At 59.3% G+C, this 18,221-nt stretch carries 17 protein-coding genes and 1 tRNA gene; 9 read left to right on the top strand and 9 right to left on the bottom strand.

All coding sequences use genetic code 11. The features are described 5' to 3' along the window. Window positions 1-19 precede the first annotated feature (19 nt). The 5 genes from I5L79_RS13005 (at window position 20) to coaE (ending at window position 3,890) form a co-directional block, all read left to right on the top strand. Complete coding sequence (locus tag I5L79_RS13005) at window positions 20-1,024, top strand: isocitrate/isopropylmalate dehydrogenase family protein (protein WP_196955491.1); 1,005 nt, start codon at window positions 20-22, stop codon at window positions 1,022-1,024. Between the two features lie 241 nt (window positions 1,025-1,265). Beyond that, a complete protein-coding gene (locus I5L79_RS13000; RefSeq protein ID WP_196955490.1) occupies window positions 1,266-1,793 on the top strand; it encodes a DUF1573 domain-containing protein in 528 nt (175 codons plus the stop codon). Between the two features lie 155 nt (window positions 1,794-1,948). Continuing rightward, window positions 1,949-2,287 carry a preprotein translocase subunit YajC gene (gene yajC / locus I5L79_RS12995; RefSeq protein WP_196955489.1) on the top strand — a complete coding sequence of 113 codons (339 nt, stop codon included), beginning with the start codon at window positions 1,949-1,951 and terminating at the stop codon, window positions 2,285-2,287. A 30-nt stretch (window positions 2,288-2,317) separates the two neighbouring features. Further along, window positions 2,318-3,286, top strand: a complete 969-nt coding sequence (locus I5L79_RS12990; protein ID WP_196955488.1) for a YbbR-like domain-containing protein — start codon at window positions 2,318-2,320, stop codon at window positions 3,284-3,286. Window positions 3,287-3,296: 10 nt separating this feature from the next. Further along, window positions 3,297-3,890, top strand: a complete 594-nt coding sequence (coaE, locus tag I5L79_RS12985) for a dephospho-CoA kinase (RefSeq protein ID WP_196955487.1) — start codon at window positions 3,297-3,299, stop codon at window positions 3,888-3,890. A gap of 73 nt (window positions 3,891-3,963) precedes the next feature. Here coaE and I5L79_RS12980 read toward each other — a convergent pair whose 3' ends face one another. Further along, the gene (locus I5L79_RS12980; RefSeq protein WP_196955486.1) at window positions 3,964-5,136 is read right to left on the bottom strand and encodes a GNAT family N-acetyltransferase; all 1,173 of its coding nucleotides are present in this window, start codon (window positions 5,134-5,136) and stop codon (window positions 3,964-3,966) included. A 183-nt stretch (window positions 5,137-5,319) separates the two neighbouring features. Then, window positions 5,320-5,397: transfer RNA gene (locus I5L79_RS12975), tRNA-Val, on the bottom strand. A 409-nt stretch (window positions 5,398-5,806) separates the two neighbouring features. Here I5L79_RS12975 and I5L79_RS12970 point away from each other — a divergent pair. Next, a complete protein-coding gene (locus tag I5L79_RS12970) occupies window positions 5,807-6,724 on the top strand; it encodes a TerB family tellurite resistance protein (RefSeq protein ID WP_196955485.1) in 918 nt (305 codons plus the stop codon). 77 nt (window positions 6,725-6,801) lie between these two features. On the opposite strand, the gene I5L79_RS12965 is transcribed toward I5L79_RS12970, so the two are convergent. Both I5L79_RS12965 and I5L79_RS12960 read right to left on the bottom strand, forming a co-directional pair. After that, window positions 6,802-7,944: a mechanosensitive ion channel family protein gene (locus I5L79_RS12965; RefSeq protein ID WP_196955484.1), complete on the bottom strand. Its 1,143-nt coding sequence runs from the start codon at window positions 7,942-7,944 to the stop codon at window positions 6,802-6,804. 118 nt (window positions 7,945-8,062) lie between these two features. Beyond that, entirely contained in the window at window positions 8,063-9,289 is a 1,227-nt protein-coding gene (locus I5L79_RS12960) for a Glu/Leu/Phe/Val dehydrogenase dimerization domain-containing protein (protein WP_196955483.1), read from the bottom strand. Between the two features lie 243 nt (window positions 9,290-9,532). Between I5L79_RS12960 and I5L79_RS12955 the strand changes: the two genes are divergently transcribed. Next, on the top strand, window positions 9,533-9,841 hold the full coding sequence (locus tag I5L79_RS12955) for an ArsR/SmtB family transcription factor (RefSeq protein WP_196955482.1): 309 nt from the start codon (window positions 9,533-9,535) through the stop codon (window positions 9,839-9,841). A 133-nt stretch (window positions 9,842-9,974) separates the two neighbouring features. On the opposite strand, the gene hemA is transcribed toward I5L79_RS12955, so the two are convergent. Next, window positions 9,975-11,252, bottom strand: a complete 1,278-nt coding sequence (gene hemA, locus I5L79_RS12950; RefSeq protein ID WP_196955481.1) for a glutamyl-tRNA reductase — start codon at window positions 11,250-11,252, stop codon at window positions 9,975-9,977. A gap of 296 nt (window positions 11,253-11,548) precedes the next feature. On the opposite strand from hemA, the gene I5L79_RS12945 reads away from it, so the two are divergent. Beyond that, window positions 11,549-12,739 (top strand): HAMP domain-containing sensor histidine kinase, encoded by a 1,191-nt coding sequence (locus tag I5L79_RS12945; RefSeq protein WP_317191381.1) that lies wholly within the window; start codon window positions 11,549-11,551, stop codon window positions 12,737-12,739. Window positions 12,740-12,835: 96 nt separating this feature from the next. Here the strand turns inward: I5L79_RS12945 and I5L79_RS12940 are convergent, their stop codons facing one another. Genes I5L79_RS12940 through I5L79_RS12925 form a run of 4 tightly spaced genes read right to left on the bottom strand, consistent with a single transcriptional unit; the run spans window position 12,836 to window position 16,154 of the window. After that, window positions 12,836-13,921: a lipocalin family protein gene (locus I5L79_RS12940; protein WP_196955480.1), complete on the bottom strand. Its 1,086-nt coding sequence runs from the start codon at window positions 13,919-13,921 to the stop codon at window positions 12,836-12,838. Window positions 13,922-13,972: 51 nt separating this feature from the next. Beyond that, the gene (locus I5L79_RS12935; RefSeq protein WP_196955479.1) at window positions 13,973-14,668 is read right to left on the bottom strand and encodes a carboxypeptidase-like regulatory domain-containing protein; all 696 of its coding nucleotides are present in this window, start codon (window positions 14,666-14,668) and stop codon (window positions 13,973-13,975) included. A 33-nt stretch (window positions 14,669-14,701) separates the two neighbouring features. Beyond that, a complete protein-coding gene (locus I5L79_RS12930) occupies window positions 14,702-15,424 on the bottom strand; it encodes a carboxypeptidase-like regulatory domain-containing protein (protein WP_196955478.1) in 723 nt (240 codons plus the stop codon). Window positions 15,425-15,431: 7 nt separating this feature from the next. Next, complete coding sequence (locus I5L79_RS12925; RefSeq protein ID WP_196955477.1) at window positions 15,432-16,154, bottom strand: carboxypeptidase-like regulatory domain-containing protein; 723 nt, start codon at window positions 16,152-16,154, stop codon at window positions 15,432-15,434. A 245-nt stretch (window positions 16,155-16,399) separates the two neighbouring features. Between I5L79_RS12925 and I5L79_RS12920 the strand changes: the two genes are divergently transcribed. Beyond that, window positions 16,400-18,178, top strand: coding sequence for an amino acid permease (locus I5L79_RS12920; protein WP_394368804.1), 1,779 nt, complete (start codon window positions 16,400-16,402; stop codon window positions 18,176-18,178). Window positions 18,179-18,221: the final 43 nt, after the last annotated feature.

The raw sequence follows: 18,221 nt of genomic DNA, 5'->3' as shown, positions 1-18,221 counted from the left end.
TTCACTCATTCATACCAAGATGCATATCATCACCCTTATTCCCGGCGACGGCATTGGGCCGGAAATCACCAAAGCGGTAACGGACATTTTTGCGGCGGCCCAGGTGCCCGTACAGTGGGAAGAGCAGAACGCCGGTCAGACGACCTTCGACCAGTCGGGCGAATTGATTCCGCAGGCCTTGCTGACTTCGCTGGAGAAAAACCGGGTGGCTCTGAAAGGCCCCATCACCACGCCGGTGGGTAAGGGTTTCCGCAGCATTAACGTGACGCTGCGCCAGAAGTACGACCTGTACCAAAACGTGCGCCCCTCCAAAACCACGGATGGCATCAAAACGCGCTACGAAGGCATCGATCTGGTGCTGTTCCGCGAAAACACCGAGGGCCTATATTCCGGCCTGGAAGTGTACGACGAGCGGCTGGGCATTGCCGACTCGTTTAACCGCATCACCAAGGAAGGCTCCCGCAAAATCTGCCGCGCCGCCTTTGCCTACGCCGCCAAGCACGGCCGCAAGAAGGTGACGTTGGCCCACAAAGCCAACATCCTGAAAATGGCCGGCACGCTGATGCTCAACGCCGGCAAAGAAGCCGCCAACGAGTTTCCGCACATCATCTTCGAGGACAAGATCATCGACAACATGTGCATGCAGCTGGTAAACAAGCCCGAGCAGTTTGACGTGGTGGTGACGACCAACCTATTTGGCGACATCCTCTCCGACCTGTGCGCCGGCCTGGTAGGCGGTCTGGGCGTAGTAGCCGGCGCCAACATCGGCGACGACATGGCCATTTTTGAAGCCGTCCACGGTTCGGCCCCCGACATTGCCGGCCAGGGCAAAGCCAACCCTACGGCCCTGCTGCGCTCGGCGTTGATGATGCTGCACCACATTGGCGAGCATGAGCACGCCGACAAGCTGGAAAAAGCCCTGGAGCTCACCCTGAAAGACAAAGAGAAATGCACCGGAGACCTGGGTGGTAAAGCCTCCACCAGCGAGTTTGCCCAGGCCATTATCGACAACCTCGGTAAGTAAGCGGTAGCATAGTAATTTGCTGTTGTCAGTTGCTTGTTGTCGGTAGTCGGCGTGCCTGTTGGGCAGCCTGGCAACCGGCAAGGAGCAACTGACAACTCGTTTTTGGGTGTTTGGTCTGATAACTGATTAAGAACAACCGGCAACTGAAAACGGGCAACTTGTTTTCGGCCGGCAAGCCGTACATTTGATTTCAAACCTGTCGGGCCGCGCACAGCTGGCCCGCTTTCACTTTGCTTGTTTTATGAAACGTACGCTGTTTTCTGCGCTGTTGCTGTCGGCTGGCCTGTTTGTGGGCGCCTGCAACCGCGACAAAGCTTCTGCCGAAGGCACGGAAGGCATGAATGCCGCCGCAACTGCTGCCGCCGACGTGGCTAACCCCACCGTGGACAACCCCAACGCCACGGAGGAATCGGAGACGCCGAACCCTAATGCCCCGGTGATGACCTTCACCGAAACGGAGTTCGACTTTGGCGACATCAAGCCCGGCGCGGTAGTAAACCACACGTTCTCGTTTACCAACACCGGCAAGTCGCCGCTGCTGATCAGCAACGCGGTGGCCAGCTGTGGCTGCACCACGCCCAACTGGACCAAGGACCCCATTCAGCCCGGCGGAAAAGGCACCATCGAGGTGCAATTCAACAGCCAGGGCAAATCGGGCGTGCAGCACAAGGAAATTTCCATCCAGGCCAACACCCAGCCCAGCGTCAACAAAATTGCCATCAAAACCAACATCCTGCCCGACGGCACGGCTGGCCCGGTACGGCAGTAGCGGTTCCTGATAATGTGAGAAATGTGGTGGGAATGTGAATGAATGTGGGTAACTAGGTTGGAGTTGTTTTGACCGCACCAACCACAGTTCCACTTCATTTTCACATTCCCACCACATTTCTCACATTTCTGCACATTTATCACATTCCCTTTTCCATGTTCCTGACGCTTCTGTTGCAGGCCGCCCCGGCCGGTGAAAACTACACCTCCCTGCTGTTTCCGGTCGTTATCGGTCTGATTGTGTACTTCTTCATGATCCGGCCGCAGCAGCGCCGGGCCAGCGAAGCCAAGAAATTCCGGGAAAGCATTGCCAAAGGCACCAATGTGGTAACCATTGGCGGCCTGCACGGCAAAGTGATAGACGTGACGCCCGAAACTGTGGTGCTGGAAGTGGAGCGGGGCATCCGCCTGCGCTTCGACCGCTCGGCCGTGGCCCGGCAGGCTGGTACACCCGCTGCGCCGGCCGCTGCTGCCACCACGGAGCCTGCTGCCTAACCTCGCCAAGCTCCGCCGGATGTGTCGCTGATGAACGCCCGAAATATCGCCCGCTGGTTTATCAGCCCGTTTTCCGGGCAGGAGCGCAGCTATTGGCGGGCCATAACGGCGTGTTTTCTGGCGGCATCCACGTTCTGGCTGCTCAACGCCCTCAATAAAGTCTACACCACGCGCATCACCTACCCGCTGGAGTGGCGCTACGACGCCCGGCGCTACGTGCCCGTGCAACCCCTGCCCCGCGAAGTAGCCGTGAACGTAACTGGCCGCGGCTGGAAGCTACTGCGCCGCTCCCTGATGCTGGACGTGCGCCCCGCCGAGATTCAGCTGGAGCGGCTGCCTGGCACGCGCTACGTGGCCGGCCTGCAGATGCGCCCGGCGCTGCTGGCCGCTATGGAAGGCCTGCAGCTGAATTATGTGCTGACGGACACCATCTTTGTAGAGTTCGATCGACTGGTGACGCGCCGTCTGCCGCTTATGCTCAGTCCTTCGGCCGATGGGGCGGCCCTGCCCTTCGTCGCCCGCTTCGAGCCCGACAGCATCACGTTCCGGGGGCCTTCGCAGGTAATTGCCCGCCTGGCCAGCCCGTACCTAGTGCATTTGCCGCAGGCGCCGGCGGGTAGCAGCAGCGGCAGTATCCGGGTGCCCATCGGCGGGCCTAACCTGGTGAATACTGACGTGCAAAACGTGAAAGTGCGCTTGCAGCCTCGGCCGCTGGTGAGTCAGGTTATTTCGGTGATGCCGGCGTTGCACAACTTCCCGGTGGGCCAGCCCTACACCATCCGGCCCGTGATGCTGCGGGTGGAAGTGCAGAGCTTTGCCGAAGACACGGCCCACCTCGACCTCAAGCAGGTGCGCGCCCTGCTCGACTTCGGCCAGCTCCACGTGGCTGACTCTACTTTGCAGCCGCTGCTGATGCCTACGCAGCCACCCGTGCGCGGGGCGCGGCTGCTCACGCCGCTGGTGCGTGTTTCGTTGTCCCGCTATTCTCCCCGCCACTAACCTGCCTCGTATGCTGCGTATCGGAATCACGGGCGGTATTGGCTCGGGCAAAAGCGTGGTGTGCCGAGTATTTCAGGTGCTGGGAGTGCCAGTCTACGACTCGGATGCCCGCGCCAAGTGGGTAATGGCCCACGATACGGCCCTGCGCCAGGAGCTGGTAGCCGCCTTTGGGACAGCTGTATTTGGGGCAGACGGTCAGCTGGACCGGCCTTATCTGGCGCGCCTGGCCTTCAACGACCCCGCTCAGCTGGCCAAGCTCAACGGCCTAGTACATCCGCACGTGGGCCGCGACTTTGCCGAGTGGTCTGAGGGACAGGCGCAGCTGGGCAAGCCCTACATTCTGAAAGAAGCCGCTTTGCTCTACGAATCAGGAGCGTACAAGCAGCTCGACCGGATCATCACGGTATTTGCTCCCGAGACGGTGCGCCATGCCCGCGTGCTGCTACGCGACCCGCACCGTACGGCCGACGACATTGTGAGCATCATGGGCAAGCAGCTCAGCGAGGAGGAAAAGCTGCAGCGCGCCGATTTCATCATCCACAACGACGACCAGCATCTGGTGCTCCCGCAGGTACTGAAGTTACATCAGATCATTCTGAATTAAGAGAGTAGCTCTGCGGCAACCGTGGTTTCGGTAAGTATGTCGTTGCCGCCAATTCATAATTCAGCATTCAGAATTACCGGATGATGGGACACCGCTCGAAGGGGCGGGTTTCGTCGAAGAGCTTGCGGTAGGTGACGTGGGTTTTGTAGATGCGCGCGCCGATGGAGCGCGTCACGGCCAGCATGCGCGGATTGAAGTCTCCAATCCAGTTCATTTCGATATCGGTGTAGCCCGCGTCGATAAACGCCTGCTGGGCATGTACTAGCATAGCCGATTCCACGCCCTGTCCCTGCCAGGCCGGCACCACCCCGAAGATTACGCCGAACATCTTTTTGGGCTGACGACGCTGGTAGCGCCACCGCTCCCACACAAACTTCAGCTTGCCCCATACATCAAGGCGCGGGCCCACGTGCTTGAAAATCTGATTCAGCTCGGGCAAGCTCACGAAAAAGGCCACGGGCTCATCCTGGTGGTAGGCAAACCACACGATGCGCTCATCCACTACGGGCTTCATCTGCCGAACGAGGGCGCGGGCTTTTTCCAGTGACATAGCTACCACGCCGGAATGATTGGCCCAGGCCAGGTTGTACACGTGGTGAAAGTCGCGGCTCATCTTCTCCAGGTCGCGCAGGTTGGCGTGGGCAAAGCGGAACTCCGGCTTTTCCTGAGCGTAGCGCTCCGCCGCCTTATGGAAGCTGGCGTGCAGCGGCTCCGCAACCGGGCGGTAACAGGTGTACTGCTTGAAATACACCTGAAACCCGTAGCTCTCGAACAGCTGTTGATAGTAGGGCGGGTGGTAGAACATGCCGTAGTTGGGCTCGGTAAAGCCCGCCACCAGCAAGCCCCAGAACCGGTCCCGCTCGCCAAAGTTGATAGGCCCGTCCATGGCCTGCATCCCGCGGGCAGCCAGCCAGCTTTGTGCGGCCTCAAACAGCTCGTTGGCCGCCGCCTGGTCCTGCACGCACTCGAAGAAGCCCATGCCGCCCGTGGGCAGCGTGGCGTCGGTGTGGGCGGTGGCAGGGTTGATGAAGGCAGCTACCCGCCCAATGGGCTGCCCAGCCGCGTTGGTGAGCACCCACCGAATAGCTTCGCCCTGGGCCAGGTTGGGGTTGCGGGCCGGGTCGAAAGTGGCTTCCAGGTCGTCGTCCATGGGCCGGATCCAGGCCGGATGGTCGCGGTAGATCTGCTCGGGAAAGTCCCGGAAAAGGCGCTTTTGCTCGGCGGAAACAACTTCAATTAACGGCATCGGAAACGGCACGCAAGTGTACGGAAGGGGCAAGTTACGGCGCGGGTGCGTACTTCCGACTTGCCGATGGGCAGTCAGCGGGAAGCAAGCGCCATGACCGACTTGAGGCGCAGGCTATGAGGCGGCAGGGGCTGTGAGAAAAACAAAAGCCCCTCAGATAGGAATCTGAGGGGCTTTTCGATGTGGTGGGAGATACTGGGTTCGAACCAGTGACCCTCTGCTTGTAAGGCAGATGCTCTGAACCAGCTGAGCTAATCTCCCGTTTCCTTCGTGGCTACGTGCCGTTTGGGATTGCAAATATGGGGGGCGTTTTTGATTACACCAAACATCCAGCGGAATTTAGGCTATATTTTTTCTTCTCAAAAGGTCTTTGAAGGGCTGAGAAAGGCATAAATTATTCAAAATCAGAAATGTGGAGCCTGTAAATTTTTTCAGGAAAATTCGCGCTGGCTGGAATAAATAGGAGCTGATATTCGCGGGTAGGCTATTACCGGCTCCAAAAAGCTGTGGCGTCGCGAGCAGAAGCACCGGCAACAGTAAAACTTCCGATGAACCAACGGGAGGATAGTACGCCAGATAGGAATATGACCGGATCGAAAGTCAACATTCCTGAGAGCGGGCCGTTAAGAACCTCGAAACTGTTTTCGTTTTCTCCCAAAACTCCCGCATCATGAATGAGACCCAACTGCTCCAGCAGTATTCCGAGCCCGAAAAAACAGCTTATCTAAGCGTTATTGCCAGCCTGGCCTCCGCCGACCGCGAAGCCTCGGCGGCTGAAGTAGAGTTTCTGCAGCAGCTGGCTCAATCGGCTGGGTTGAGCAGCGGTGCTACCCAGCAAATCATTGCCGCTGCCCAGGATTCTACCAATGAAAGCGTAAAGAGCAACCTGGATGCTCTGCGGCAGAGCGACCTGCGCTTTTCGCTGGTGACTGACCTCATCAGCTTTGCCCGCGCCGATGGCGCTTACTCCAACACGGAGGAAGAAATGGTCAATAAAATTTCAACTTACCTGGGCATCACGCCCCAGCAGACACAGGCGCTGGAGCAGGTAGTGGACCAGGCCGCGCAGGTGCCACATTCGGCCAGCGACCCAGCCAAGCAAAGCTTCCTCGGCGGTATCGGCGACAAGCTGGATAGCGTGGGCATTCCAAAAGGGGCGCTGATGGCCGGCCTGCTCGGCGTGGTGGCCCCCATGGTTATTTCCAAAGTGATGGGTGGCCGTGGCAGCCAGATGGGCGGCATTGGCGGCATGGGCGGTGGCCCGCTTGGTGGTAGCATGGGAGGCCTGCTCGGCGGCGCTATGGGCGGCAGCTCGATGGGCGGTTTGCTCGGCGGCCTGCTCGGTGGTGGCTTGCTAAGCGGTGTGCTTGGTGGCGGTGGCTCGGCCAATACCGGCAGCTACGGCAACTACCCGCAACAGGGCACGCACGTAGGTAGCGGTGGCCTGGGTTCCCTGGTGTCAATTCTGGGCGGTCTGGGCGGTCAGCCAAACTCCGCGCCGCGTAGCGCTGGCGGCGGTGGCCTGGGTGGCCTGCTAGGCGGTAGTGGAATGGGCGGCCTGTTGGGCGGCTTGTTTGGGGGCCGCTAAGCCTGATAATCATTGCGTCAAAAACGCCTGCCCGTAGATACGGGCAGGCGTTTTTATTGAACAGGAACGTACGTTGGCTATTCTCCAGCCGGGCTGGGGTTGCCGCCCAGTCCGCCGAGCGGGCCGGCCAGCTGCACCACGGTAGTGCCAGCGTTGGCAAACGAGCCGCCGTGCTGCTCCACTGCGTGAATCAGCTCGTAGTTGAGAGCTTCCTTGGCGTTCAGGTACTCATCGTAGCTGGTGGTATTCACGAAGTACTGCACGGTTACTTCCTTGGCCGTGGGCGTGAGGGCCGCAAACTTTACTTCGGGCTCATCGGTAACCAGCGGGTGCGCTTTGATAACGGCGCGGGCGTCTTCCACGATGGCGCGTAGCTGCTCACTGGTGGTATGCTGGCTAAGCGACAGGGTAAAGCCCACGCGGCGGGCGGTGCGCAGGGAGAGGTTATCCAGGGGCTTGTCAATCATGCTTTTGTTAGGCACCGTCACGTAGCTTTTCTCGGCCGTGCGCAGGCGCGTGCTCCGGAAGCCGACTTTCTCCACCGTGCCCGTAATGCCGCCCACCATCACCAGGTCGCCCACAGCGAAGGGACGGTCGAGGAAGATGGTAAAGGAGGCAATGAGGTTTTCGAGGCTTTCCTTGGCAGCAAACGCCACCGCCAGCCCACCAATGCCCAACCCCCCGATAAGGGCCGTGACGTTGACGCCAAACACCCGGCTCAGCATGATCAGGAAGGTGAGCGTGAGCACCAGCACCTTCAGCAGGTCTTTGGCGAAGGGAATCAGCTGGTTGTTGAGCCGCGAAGGCGTGGCCTCCGCCCGGCGCTGAAATACCAGCACCAAGAAGTCAATCAGCCGCAGCCCAATCCAGCCTATGCCCATGAACACGGCCAGCTGAAACAGCCGAAACAGCGCTACCTGCGGCCAAGGCTCGTTGCGGGTCAACTCGGAACTGCGCACCGGATAGTCGAGCACCTGAAACGCGAAGTAGGCGGTAATCAGAAAGATGACGATGGACAGGGGCTGGATGAGTAAGGCCTGAAACTGCTGCTCCGACACGCCTTCGGTGCGCTTGCGAATGGCCCGGAATACCAGCTTGGAAAGCAGACGGGAAAGCAGGGTTTTGAAGAGGTAGCCGAACAGCAGAATGCCCGCGCACCATAGGTAGGCCGCTATATCATTGCCGAGAAACTGAATCCGCAGAATTTCCTGGAAAGTCATGATTGGGGTTTTGGGGACTTAGGGACTTGGGGTCTTGGGGACTTGGTTGATGTTCCTGTAAACAACGATTCGTTGAACATCAACCAAGTCCCTAAGTCCCTAAGACCCTAAGTCCCTTTTATACTAATTGCCGCAAGGCCAGCTCGAAGGAGGTCATGGCCAGGCCGGTGCGCTGCTCGCCCTGCTGGCGGGTGCGGGCCAGGGCCGAGCGGATGATGCGGGAGGTGTCGCTGAAAATGGCCTCGTCGGTGATTTCGGCGTTGGTTTCCATGAGGTAGGCAAACACCCGGGCCATGCCGCAGTTGGCCACGAAATCGGGAATGACCGACACGTGCTGGTCGGCATACTCGCCGGTGGGGCCGAAGAAGATTTCCGGGTCCTGAAACGGCACGTTGGCCCCGCAGCTGATAACCTCCAGCCCGGCCGCAATCAGCTGTTCTACCTGGCTCTGCGCCACAAGGCGCGAGGAAGCTGCCGGGATAAAGATTTCGGCTCCGCTGCTCCAGATCTGCCGGTTGATTTCCTCGAAGGAGAGCAGGTTGTCGGCGGTGAGGGCGTTGCCTTCGCGGCGCAGAAACAGCTCCCGGATTTCCTTGAAGGAGAAACCCTCCGGTTTGAGCAGCCCGCCGGCCCGGTCGATGATGCCGGTGATGCGCACGCCCTGTTGGGCCAGGTAGTAAGCGGCGGCGGCGCCCACGTTGCCCCAGCCCTGGATAATGGCGCGCTTGCCGGTTAGCTCTCCGCCCCACAGCTTGTAGTAATGGCGCACGGCCTCGGCTACGCCGTAGCCCGTAATCAGGTCGGCCACGGTATAGCGGCGGCGGCGGTCAGGGGTAAACTCCTCATTCTCCACCACCTTGATGACGCCCTGGCGCAGCTGGCCCACTTTCTGGATTTTCTGGGGTTCGGTAGCGCGGTAGTGGCCGTTTACCACGCCTTCCTGCGGGTGCCACAGGCCGTAGTCTTCGGTAATCGGTATCACGTCGTGGATTTCGTCCACGTTCAGGTCGCCGCCGGTGCCGTAGTAGCTTTTCAGCAGCGGAATCACGGCGCGGTACCAGCGCTCCAGCACGCCGCGCTTGCGCGGGTCCTGCGGGTCGAAGTTGATGCCCGACTTGGCCCCGCCAATGGCCGGCCCCGACACGGTAAACTTCACCTCCATGGTTTTGGCCAGGCTTTCTACCTCGCGCTTATCCAGGCCCTTGCGCATGCGGGTGCCGCCCCCGGCTGCTCCACCCCGCAGGGAGTTGATGACAACCCAGCCTTCGGCTTCGGTTTCGGCATCTTTCCATTCAAAAACGATTTCCGGGCGTTTGTTTTCGAATTTGGCTAGCAGGTCGCGCATGGGCAGCAAGGGGTAGGGTGGGTGAAAAATGGGTTGGTTGCAAAGGTACGCACGGCCCGCAAAGGCCGGCGGATTTGGACATTTTAGCGCTGTGGGGGTCTAATTAGCCCTGCCCGTCGGCTTGGTTTCAGCGGTAGGCCCAAATCTTTTTCGGGCGCAGCTACGTTTGGGTGGAACTTTGGAGGTACTGTATAGCGTATTAGCCATACTCAACTCCCCCCGCCGTTTTACACTCATTTTTGTATGAAACCATTGCTTTCTCGCGTCGAATCGAAGAAAGTAGATAAGGCTGCCGCGATGCTGAAGGTGCTGGCGCACCCCAAGCGTCTCGCCATCGTTGATCTGCTGGGTAAAGAAGACAAACTGACGGTCACGGAAATCTACCGCAACCTGGATTTGCCACAAGCTATTGCTTCTCAGCACCTCATCACGCTCAAAGACCGGGGCATCCTGTCTTCGTTCAAGGTCGGCACCAAGATCTACTACTCGCTTTCTATCCCCAAACTGCTGGACGTTATCGATTCGCTCGAAGAGTGTTGCGATACAATCTAAGGTGGTCACCAGCCTACCATACTGCAGAATCGCCGCTTTCGAGCGGCTTTTTTGTGCCCGTATATTCCTTAAAACGCCCGTGCCCCGCTAGGGTATAGTAGCGGGGCACGGGCTGTTGATAGTAAGGTGATGCTTAAGCCGACGCAGGCTGCTTTTCCAGGTCGAAAAGCTCTGATAGGACGTCGATGAGTTGCTCGGCGTCGTCGCGGCGGCAGACGGCTTTGAGCTGCAGAACGCGCTGCTTGAGCACTTTCTGCATCAGGTTGCGGGTGATGTCGTCGAGGCGCTTGACTTCCTCGGGCGAGAGTTTCTTCTGGTGGCGGTCCAGCTCTTCCTGGCGCAGCTGCTCCAGCCCGGCCTTCATCCGCTGAATGAGTGGCGAAACCAGCATGTCCTTGGCCCAGTCGGCGAGGCCGGCAATGCTTTCGGCAATGATGGCGCGCACGTGCGGCACGGCGGCCAGGCGCTGCTCCAGGGCAGCCGAAGCCTTGCTCTGGATGGCGTCGATATTATACACCAGCACACCGGGCACCTGCTCCACGTCGGAGGCAATGCTGCGCGGCACGGAAAGGTCAATGAAGAACTTGTAGCTGAGCACTTCCAGCCGTTCCACCATGCCGTGGGTGAAGAACGGCTCGTCGCGGGCAATGCTGCTGATGACTACGTCGGCCTCCTTCATGCCCTCTACCAGTCGCTCGAAGTCCAGCACCTGCAGCCCACATTCCTGAGCCAGGGCATCGGCTTTGGAGCGCGTGCGGTTGCAGATGGTCACGTTCTGGAACACCTTGCTGTCGCCGAGGTGGCGGCACACATCCGCCCCGATTTCGCCCAGGCCTACCACCAGTACGCGCGGGTTGGCCACGTCAGCGGTCAGCTCTTCTACCAGCTCCAGGGCGGCGTAAGCCGTAGAAGCAGCCCCGTCGCGGAAAGATGTTTCCTGCTGCACGCGCTTGTTGGTGAAGAACACCGTGTGCAACAGACGGTGCAGGAATGGCCCGGCGGCATCGGCATCAGCCGACCACTGGTAAGCCATTTTCACTTGGTTGCTGATCTGCAGGTCGCCCACCACTTGGGCATCAAGGCCCATAGCTACCTCAAACAGGTGCTGTACGGCTTCTTCGTAGGTATTCAGCAGGTCGAAGTACGGGTAGTACTCCGTGATGTCGGTATCGGTGATGCCCTTGAGCTGGGCCAGGGCCTCAATGATGGCGAGGCTATAGTCGCGGTCGGCGGCGTAGTACACCTCCGTGCGGTTGCAGGTGCTCAGCACGAGCAGGTCGGAAAGGCCCAGGTCGTGGTGCAGGATGTGCAGAAAGCGGCGGCAGGCCGTCTCGTCCAACGCAATAAGCTCGCGAATGGCGAGCGGCGTTTTTTTAAAGGAAAGACTAACGGCCTTGAACGGGTGGAGCATAGCGCGGACTAGTGCGTATGGTAGGCGGCAAAATTACGGTACAATTCAGTAGGATGCTAACAGCCATTTATACTCCGGGGTTCGGCAGGGTAGGCAGATAGGCCTGAAAGGCTCAAAAAGCCCTTGCAGGCGGGAAAGGATGATAAAAATCATCTGTTTATCCACTCGGTATCCCATCATCATGGGATGCCTGGGCGTTAGCAAAAAAGTCAAAAACCCGCCCGCGAAGCCCGTACTTTCGTACCCGTACCCCAAGCGCCCGGCTTCCGACCGGCCCACCTTTCCTCTGCCGCTCCGTGCCTTCTCTGCCTATCTACGACCAAAAGTCCCGCATCAAGCTCGTCATTGTGGGCGTGGCCCTGTTTATCGGGGCCATTACGGTGATATACACCAACCTGCTGGTGCAGCGCCTCTCGGAGCGGGAGCAGCAGCAGATTGACCTGTACGCCCGCACCCTGCGCTTTATGATCAGCTCGGAAGTGGACGACGCTAACACCAACTTCGTTTCCAACGAAATCATCGACGCCAACAAAACCATTCCCGTTATCCTCACCGATGGGGACGGCAACCCGCTGGACGCCCGCAACCTCACCGTGCCGGCCGGGCTGTCGGAGGAAAAGCGGACGGCGTTTCTGCGGGCCGAAGTGGCGGAAATGAAGCAGCTGCACCCGCCCATTGTGGTGGAGCTGGGCGCCGGCCTGCGCAACTACATCTACTACCGCGACTCGGTGCTGCTGGGGCAGCTGCGCACCTACCCACTGGTGCAGCTGGCCGTCATTACCTGCTTGGGCGTTATTGCCTACTTCGCGTTCAGCTACTCGCGGCGGGCCGAGCAAAACCGCGTGTGGGTAGGCCTGGCCAAGGAAACAGCCCACCAGCTGGGCACCCCGCTGTCGTCCCTGATGGCCTGGCAGAGCTACCTGGCCGAGAGTGAGCGGTTCCGGGACGAGCCCATTGTGGAGGAACTGAGCAAGGACATCCGGCGGCTGCAGATCATTACGGAGCGGTTCAGCAACATCGGCTCGGTGCCTATTCTAAAGCCGGAAGACATTGCCGTGACCACCCGCAACGCCATTGAGTACCTGCAGAGCCGCCTGTCACGCAAGGTGATATTCACCATTCAGGACGATCTGCCGCCCGGCACCACGGCCCAGATCAACGTGCCGCTGTTCGACTGGGTGATTGAGAACATCTGCAAGAATGCCGTGGATGCCATGACGGGCCGCGGCAGCATCACGCTGCACCTGCGCCGCCCCGTGCGCAGCAAGCACCAGATTGCCATCGACATTACTGATACCGGCAAAGGCATTCCCAAAAGCAAGCTGGATCGGGTGTTTCTGCCGGGTTACACCACCAAAAAGCGCGGCTGGGGCCTGGGGCTGGCGTTGGCCAAGCGCATCATCGAGAACTATCACGAAGGCAAGCTCTTCGTGAAGTGGAGCGAAGTAGGCCGCGGCACCACGTTCCGACTGGTACTTAATGAGTAGCGGTGACTTAGCGAGTGAGTGGCTTAGTGAGTTTTATGTTTTGTCGGCGCAATTTTGCGCAAGTGGCGCAGCTAAAACGTCAAACTCACCATTTCACTATTTCACCACCTCAGCACTTTCCTTTCCCCGGTTGGTGATTTCGACGTAGCTGTTGCCGGTGACGGGGCGGCCGTGGTGGGTGCCTGTGACGCGGCACATGCCTTCCCAGTAGCTCATGCCGATGCCCGCAAACAGCCGGAGCGTCAGCTCCTGATCGGCCATGACGGGGGTGATAGTGAGGTCGTAGCCCTGGCTGGGCACGCGCAGGCGCCACTTGCTGGGGTAGCGGCGCTTGGTGGTGGGGCTGGTCCAGTACTCCAGGGTTTCAAGCTGGAAGTCGGCGGCGGCCAAGTGAGTGTTCTGGCCTTCGGGCCCGAAGTGGGAGCCGCCGTTCACGGCCTTGCCGGTTTTCTTGTCGAACAGGTGGTAGGCCATCAGCTCCTCGCGGGGCTCGTCGAGCTGAATGCTGAACCAGTCCCAGCCAATGCCCTTGTTGGTAACGGAGTTGCAGTTCCACTGCCGGTCGTACCACAGCTCGCCTTCCACCTCGTGGACTTTGCCATCTACCTCAATCGTGCCGGTGGCCTGGAGGCGGGGGTAGCTATAGTAGCCGGCCCGGGCCACGTTGCCGTAGTTTTCGTAGCCGGTGCCGCCGTGTAGCAGAATGGGCTTGCTGGGCACGGTGCTGAGGTTGATGGCCTGGCCGGGGTGCTGGACCATGCGGGCCTGCAGCTGGTAGCGGCCTTCCTGCCCGGAAAGCGTCCATTGCTGGTCTTGCTTGGTCATATGCAACGCCAGGGGCAGGGTGGGGGCCAGCAGGTCGGGGAGCTTTTCTACTTTATAGTCGTAGCGGAACTGCTGGGTTTTGGGGTCGGTGAGGGCAAAGTTCACCATCTGCCAGTCCTGCTTGCCGGTGAGGTTGAAGTGAAAGAAAACGTACTCCACCCCGAACGTTTCGCCGGTGGCTTTGTCGCGCAGGTGGCCGGTGAAATACCACCATTCCAGGGAATTGCGGGCGTGTACGGCCTCTTCCTGAGGCAGCTGGGCCCGCTCCGTGAACACGTCGTACTTGTTGGTGGGCTTGAGGACGCAGCCCGAGAAGGTGCCTAAGAATAGCAGGGTAGCCAGCAGCAGGTGTTTCATACTGCCGGAATAAGGGTTTTGGGGCGGGAAAGGTTTGGTGAATGTTAGTTTCTAATGCAGCGGTGGCTTCCGTGGTAGTTCGCTTCGAACAAGCTTCCCTTTGATTCTGTCTCCTTCTGGAATGCGGCCCAACCGTACGGTAAATGGGGTAACGGTGCCCTGAATATTTACAATAGGGTTTTGTGGTAGATAAGTGAACTCATAACCTCGTACCCGCAACGACACGCGTCCATCCTGCACAGGTGCCCATTCCCGAAGCATAATGAAACTGAAATTGCCCTGCTCATCGGTCATAGCTCCGTACTCTGTGTCGCCAATAAGCACCCGAGCCCCGGCCACACCCTGATTCGTTGAGTCTTCCACCACGCGGCCCCGGATGATAATCTGGTTGTCGGGCACCTGGGCAGAAGCGTCAATCTGCTCAGTGCCAAGCTCGGTTTGGGCGTGGGGAGCAACCGTTTGGCAGCCGGTGAGCAAAGGCTTGAAGCCCAGCAGGGCTACTGCCGCCACCAACCAGCGGCGCCAGCGCGGTGCCGCGGCGGGCATCGTTTTGAACTGATGGGCCCGGAAGGAGCCACAAACAGAAGCAGTCCTACTCTGAGCAAGCCACGCTACTACCTCCGCCTCTGTCATGCGCGAGAAGTCAACCACTTCGTGTTGGCAGCTTCCGCAAAACTGGCCAGCGGCCGTAGGTGTCATGGCAGCCCAGGGCTGGGCACAAGGTTTCGGTATAGTGATGGTAGGCATAAGGGAAAATAATGTGACAGAAGTAGAAGACTGTTAATGACGGAAAGAGCTCCGGATGCGGTTCCACAAAGTGCGCGGGTGCCAGGGCCAAGGCTTGCGCTCAATAATGATAGCGCCAGTTATTGGACGTTTGTCAAGCTTGAGCGATACGGCAATAAATCCTTGCTGTATATCTGAGATGATTCTTTCCTCTCGCAGAAATCCAATGGATGAAAATTCTAGCTTCTGCCCCGGTACTATGGGCATTGGTATCTGTAAGCTAAAGGTTCCGCCTTGGTTAGTGGAAGCTCCATTCATGGTTTCTCGTATGAAAACAGTAACGTTAGGTAAACCTTGACCAGTGCTGGCGTCAATCACCCTCCCTCTAATTGCAATAGTTGATTCCGTAGAAATATCAGCTGATTGCACAGGGGTATTCCATATCGGCTGCTGCCCCAGCTGCGAAACTGGCACCTGGGCCCGTGCACTGCTGGCTACCACCTCACCCAACCCCAGTGCCAGCGCGGCCGCTGCCAGCCACCGTCGCCACGGTGAAGCTGCCGCCGGCACTACCAAGGGGCGGTTGAGCTGCTCTGATGTAAACCGCCCGCAACTGGTGCCGGGCTGCCGGTGTAGAAAAGCCAGCAGCTCCGCGTCGGTCATACGGGTGAAGTCGACCACAACTTTATTGCAGGCGGCGCAGTGGCGGCCTTGGGTGGCGGGCGTCATTCCCGACCAAGACTCTCCGCAGGGTTTTGGAACGTTGATGGTAGGCATATCTTATTTAAGTAAGGAACGTCTGCCGCAGAACTTCCAGTTTGATGCGAAATAGCTGATAGGCAGTTGGCCGGCTAACCGGTTGAAGTAGCCCAATACCTCCAAGTATCATCCCTGTATAGCGAGACTTTAGCTTTATAACTGACACATGCGTCTTCCCCGGTACCAATCGAACGGGCCGTTCTGCGCTTTCGTAATCGGCCGAAGAAAATCGAAGCGTGGTCTTGCCCTTCTGCGTTCCTAAAGCTTCCACGCTAATTGTAAATGAGCCATCAGCGGCCGTTTGGGCTCCCGCGGTATTGTCATCAAGCATCACAATTACACCGCTGATACCCTGGCCCGTTTCCTGATCAACAACACGGCCATACAGCGTAGACTTTACTTTTTTAAAAGCTTTATCACTAGAATCCGAGGGACGAGACTTCCCATGAGCACCCTCCGGCTCGGGCTGCTGCCCCAGCTGTGAAACTGGCGCCTGTGCCCGTGCGGTACTTGCTACCACCTCACTCAGCCCTAGCGCCAACGCTACTGCCGTCAGCCAGCGGCGCCACGGCTTGTGCGCTGCTGGCACTACCAACGGGCGGTTGAGCTGCTGCGAAGTGAACCGGCCGCAGCTGGTAGCGGGCTGCCGGTGTAGAAAACCCAGTAGCTCCGCGTCGCTCATGCGGGTGAAGTCGACCACGACTTTGCTGCAGGCGCCGCAGTAGCGGCCCTGGGTAGCGGGCGTCATGGCCAACCAGCTTTCGTGGCAGGGCTGAGGTACGGTGAGGGTAGGGCGGGCCGGCATTGGTGGTGAGACTAGGTTTCTTTGTTGATGCGCCCGCGGGCCGGATTCCACACGAGCACCCTATTATTCCCTTGGAAAAAGCGGCTGCCTGCTCGCCGGCAGGGGCTGAATACCGTGCCCCGCCGCATTATTCTCTATCTTTTGGGCCTGAAATTCCCGTACCCTCTCTCCCAGCCCCTGCACCCACATTGTCTACTCCGCTTCCTCCCTCGCGTATCAGCGGCCTGTTCCGCCGCAAATCCCTGACGGATCTGCTCGTTAGCCCGCCGGCCGATACGGACCTGCACGGCACTCACCCCGGCCAGCATAGCCTGGCCCGCCACCTCACCGTGCGCGACCTGACCTCCCTCGGCATTGCCGCCGTTATTGGCGCGGGCATCTTCAGCACCATCGGCAACGCCTCCCACGACGGCGGCCCGGCCGTGTCTTTGCTGTTTGTGTTCACCGCTATTGCCTGCGCGTTTTCGGCTTTGTGCTACGCGCAGTTTGCGGCCACTATTCCCGTTTCAGGCTCGGCGTATACCTACGCCTACGCCTCCTTCGGGGAGCTGGCCGCCTGGATTATCGGCTGGGCCTTGATCATGGAATATGCCGTCGGCAACATCGTGGTGGCCATATCCTGGAGCGACTATTTTACCGGGCTGCTCTCGGGAATAGGCGTACAGGTGCCCGTCTGGCTCACGATGGGCATGCAGAGTGCCCACAAATACTACAACGAGGTGCTGGCGTTGATGCAAGCCGGCAAGGCGCTGCCCGCCGCCGAGTCGGCGCAGATGGTGGGCTACCGCGCCTGGAGCACGGCCCCCGAGCTGCCCGGCGGCCTACGTTTGGTTATCGACCTGCCCGCCGGCCTTATCACTCTGCTGATTACGGCCGTGGTGTACATCGGCATCAAGGAATCCAAAAACGCTTCCAACCTGCTGGTGCTGCTCAAGCTCATTGTGGTGGCTACCGTCATCGGGGTAGGCGTGTTCTACGTGAATCCGGCCAACTGGAGCCCATTTGCGCCCAACGGCGTGGGGGGAGTGCTCAAGGGCGTATCGGCGGTGTTCTTTGCCTACATCGGCTTCGACGCCATCAGCACTACGGCTGAGGAGTGCAAGAACCCGCAGCGCGACCTGCCCCGGGCCATGATTTACGCCCTCATTATCTGCACTGTCCTTTACGTTATCATCACGCTGGTACTCACAGGTATGGTGAGCTACACGGAGCTGGGCGTGGGCGACCCGCTGGCGTTTGTGTTTCAGAAAGTGGGTCTCAACTGGCTGGCCGGCGTGGTAGCGGTTAGTGCCATCTTCGCCATGGCCTCGGTGCTGCTGGTGTTCCAGATCGGGCAGCCCCGCATCTGGATGACCATGAGCCGGGACGGACTGCTGCCCCCGGTGTTTGCCAGGGTGCACCCGCGCTTCCAGACGCCCTCGTTCAGCACCATCGTTACGGGCTTTTTCGTGGGCGTGCCGGCTATGTTGCTGAACATGGATCTGGTGATTGACCTGACCAGCATCGGTACCCTGTTTGCCTTTGCGCTGGTGTGCGGCGGCATCCTCATTATCGACCCCTACGGCCGCTCCGATGCCCGCTTCAAGGTACCCTACATCAACGGGCAGTTCTTGGTGCCGCTCATCATGCTCATCGGGTTGGGGCTGCTGTTTGCCTACAACCAGGACGGCCTGCGCGCGTTCGGCAGCGCCGTGCGCGGCGACGGGGGCTACGAGGAGTTCCGCCACTACATTCCCATGCTGGTCTTCATCCTGTTCTGCCTCGGGCTGGCCTGGCTGTCGTTCCGCAAGAAGCTGAGCTTGCTGCCCACCTTGGGCTTGCTCACCAACCTCTACCTGATGACGCAGCTGGGTATCAACAACTGGCTGCTCTTCTTCGGCTGGCTGATTATCGGGCTGGCTTTGTACTTCAACTACGGGTTCAAGCATTCGAAGCTGGGGCTGAAAAACCGCCCGGCGGCTGGCTAAGCCCGACCGCTCTGGTTAACTTTCCCAAACCCGTCAGCTGTTG

Source organism: Hymenobacter guriensis, assembly GCF_015773195.1.
Lineage (GTDB): Bacteria > Bacteroidota > Bacteroidia > Cytophagales > Hymenobacteraceae > Hymenobacter > Hymenobacter guriensis.
The sequence above is the reverse complement of the archived record's forward strand: the minus strand, read 5'-3'. Positions and strand labels throughout refer to the sequence as shown.

Coding starts and splice junctions, on each gene's coding strand:
- I5L79_RS13005 (WP_196955491.1), top strand. CDS start 20: ATGCATATCATCACCCTTATTCCCGGCGACGGCATTGGGCCGGAAATC.
- I5L79_RS13000 (WP_196955490.1), top strand. CDS start 1,266: ATGAAACGTACGCTGTTTTCTGCGCTGTTGCTGTCGGCTGGCCTGTTT.
- yajC (WP_196955489.1), top strand. CDS start 1,949: ATGTTCCTGACGCTTCTGTTGCAGGCCGCCCCGGCCGGTGAAAACTAC.
- I5L79_RS12990 (WP_196955488.1), top strand. CDS start 2,318: ATGAACGCCCGAAATATCGCCCGCTGGTTTATCAGCCCGTTTTCCGGG.
- coaE (WP_196955487.1), top strand. CDS start 3,297: ATGCTGCGTATCGGAATCACGGGCGGTATTGGCTCGGGCAAAAGCGTG.
- I5L79_RS12980 (WP_196955486.1), bottom strand. CDS start 5,136: ATGCCGTTAATTGAAGTTGTTTCCGCCGAGCAAAAGCGCCTTTTCCGG.
- I5L79_RS12970 (WP_196955485.1), top strand. CDS start 5,807: ATGAATGAGACCCAACTGCTCCAGCAGTATTCCGAGCCCGAAAAAACA.
- I5L79_RS12965 (WP_196955484.1), bottom strand. CDS start 7,944: ATGACTTTCCAGGAAATTCTGCGGATTCAGTTTCTCGGCAATGATATA.
- I5L79_RS12960 (WP_196955483.1), bottom strand. CDS start 9,289: ATGCGCGACCTGCTAGCCAAATTCGAAAACAAACGCCCGGAAATCGTT.
- I5L79_RS12955 (WP_196955482.1), top strand. CDS start 9,533: ATGAAACCATTGCTTTCTCGCGTCGAATCGAAGAAAGTAGATAAGGCT.
- hemA (WP_196955481.1), bottom strand. CDS start 11,252: ATGCTCCACCCGTTCAAGGCCGTTAGTCTTTCCTTTAAAAAAACGCCG.
- I5L79_RS12940 (WP_196955480.1), bottom strand. CDS start 13,921: ATGAAACACCTGCTGCTGGCTACCCTGCTATTCTTAGGCACCTTCTCG.
- I5L79_RS12935 (WP_196955479.1), bottom strand. CDS start 14,668: ATGCCTACCATCACTATACCGAAACCTTGTGCCCAGCCCTGGGCTGCC.
- I5L79_RS12930 (WP_196955478.1), bottom strand. CDS start 15,424: ATGCCTACCATCAACGTTCCAAAACCCTGCGGAGAGTCTTGGTCGGGA.
- I5L79_RS12925 (WP_196955477.1), bottom strand. CDS start 16,154: ATGACGCCCGCTACCCAGGGCCGCTACTGCGGCGCCTGCAGCAAAGTC.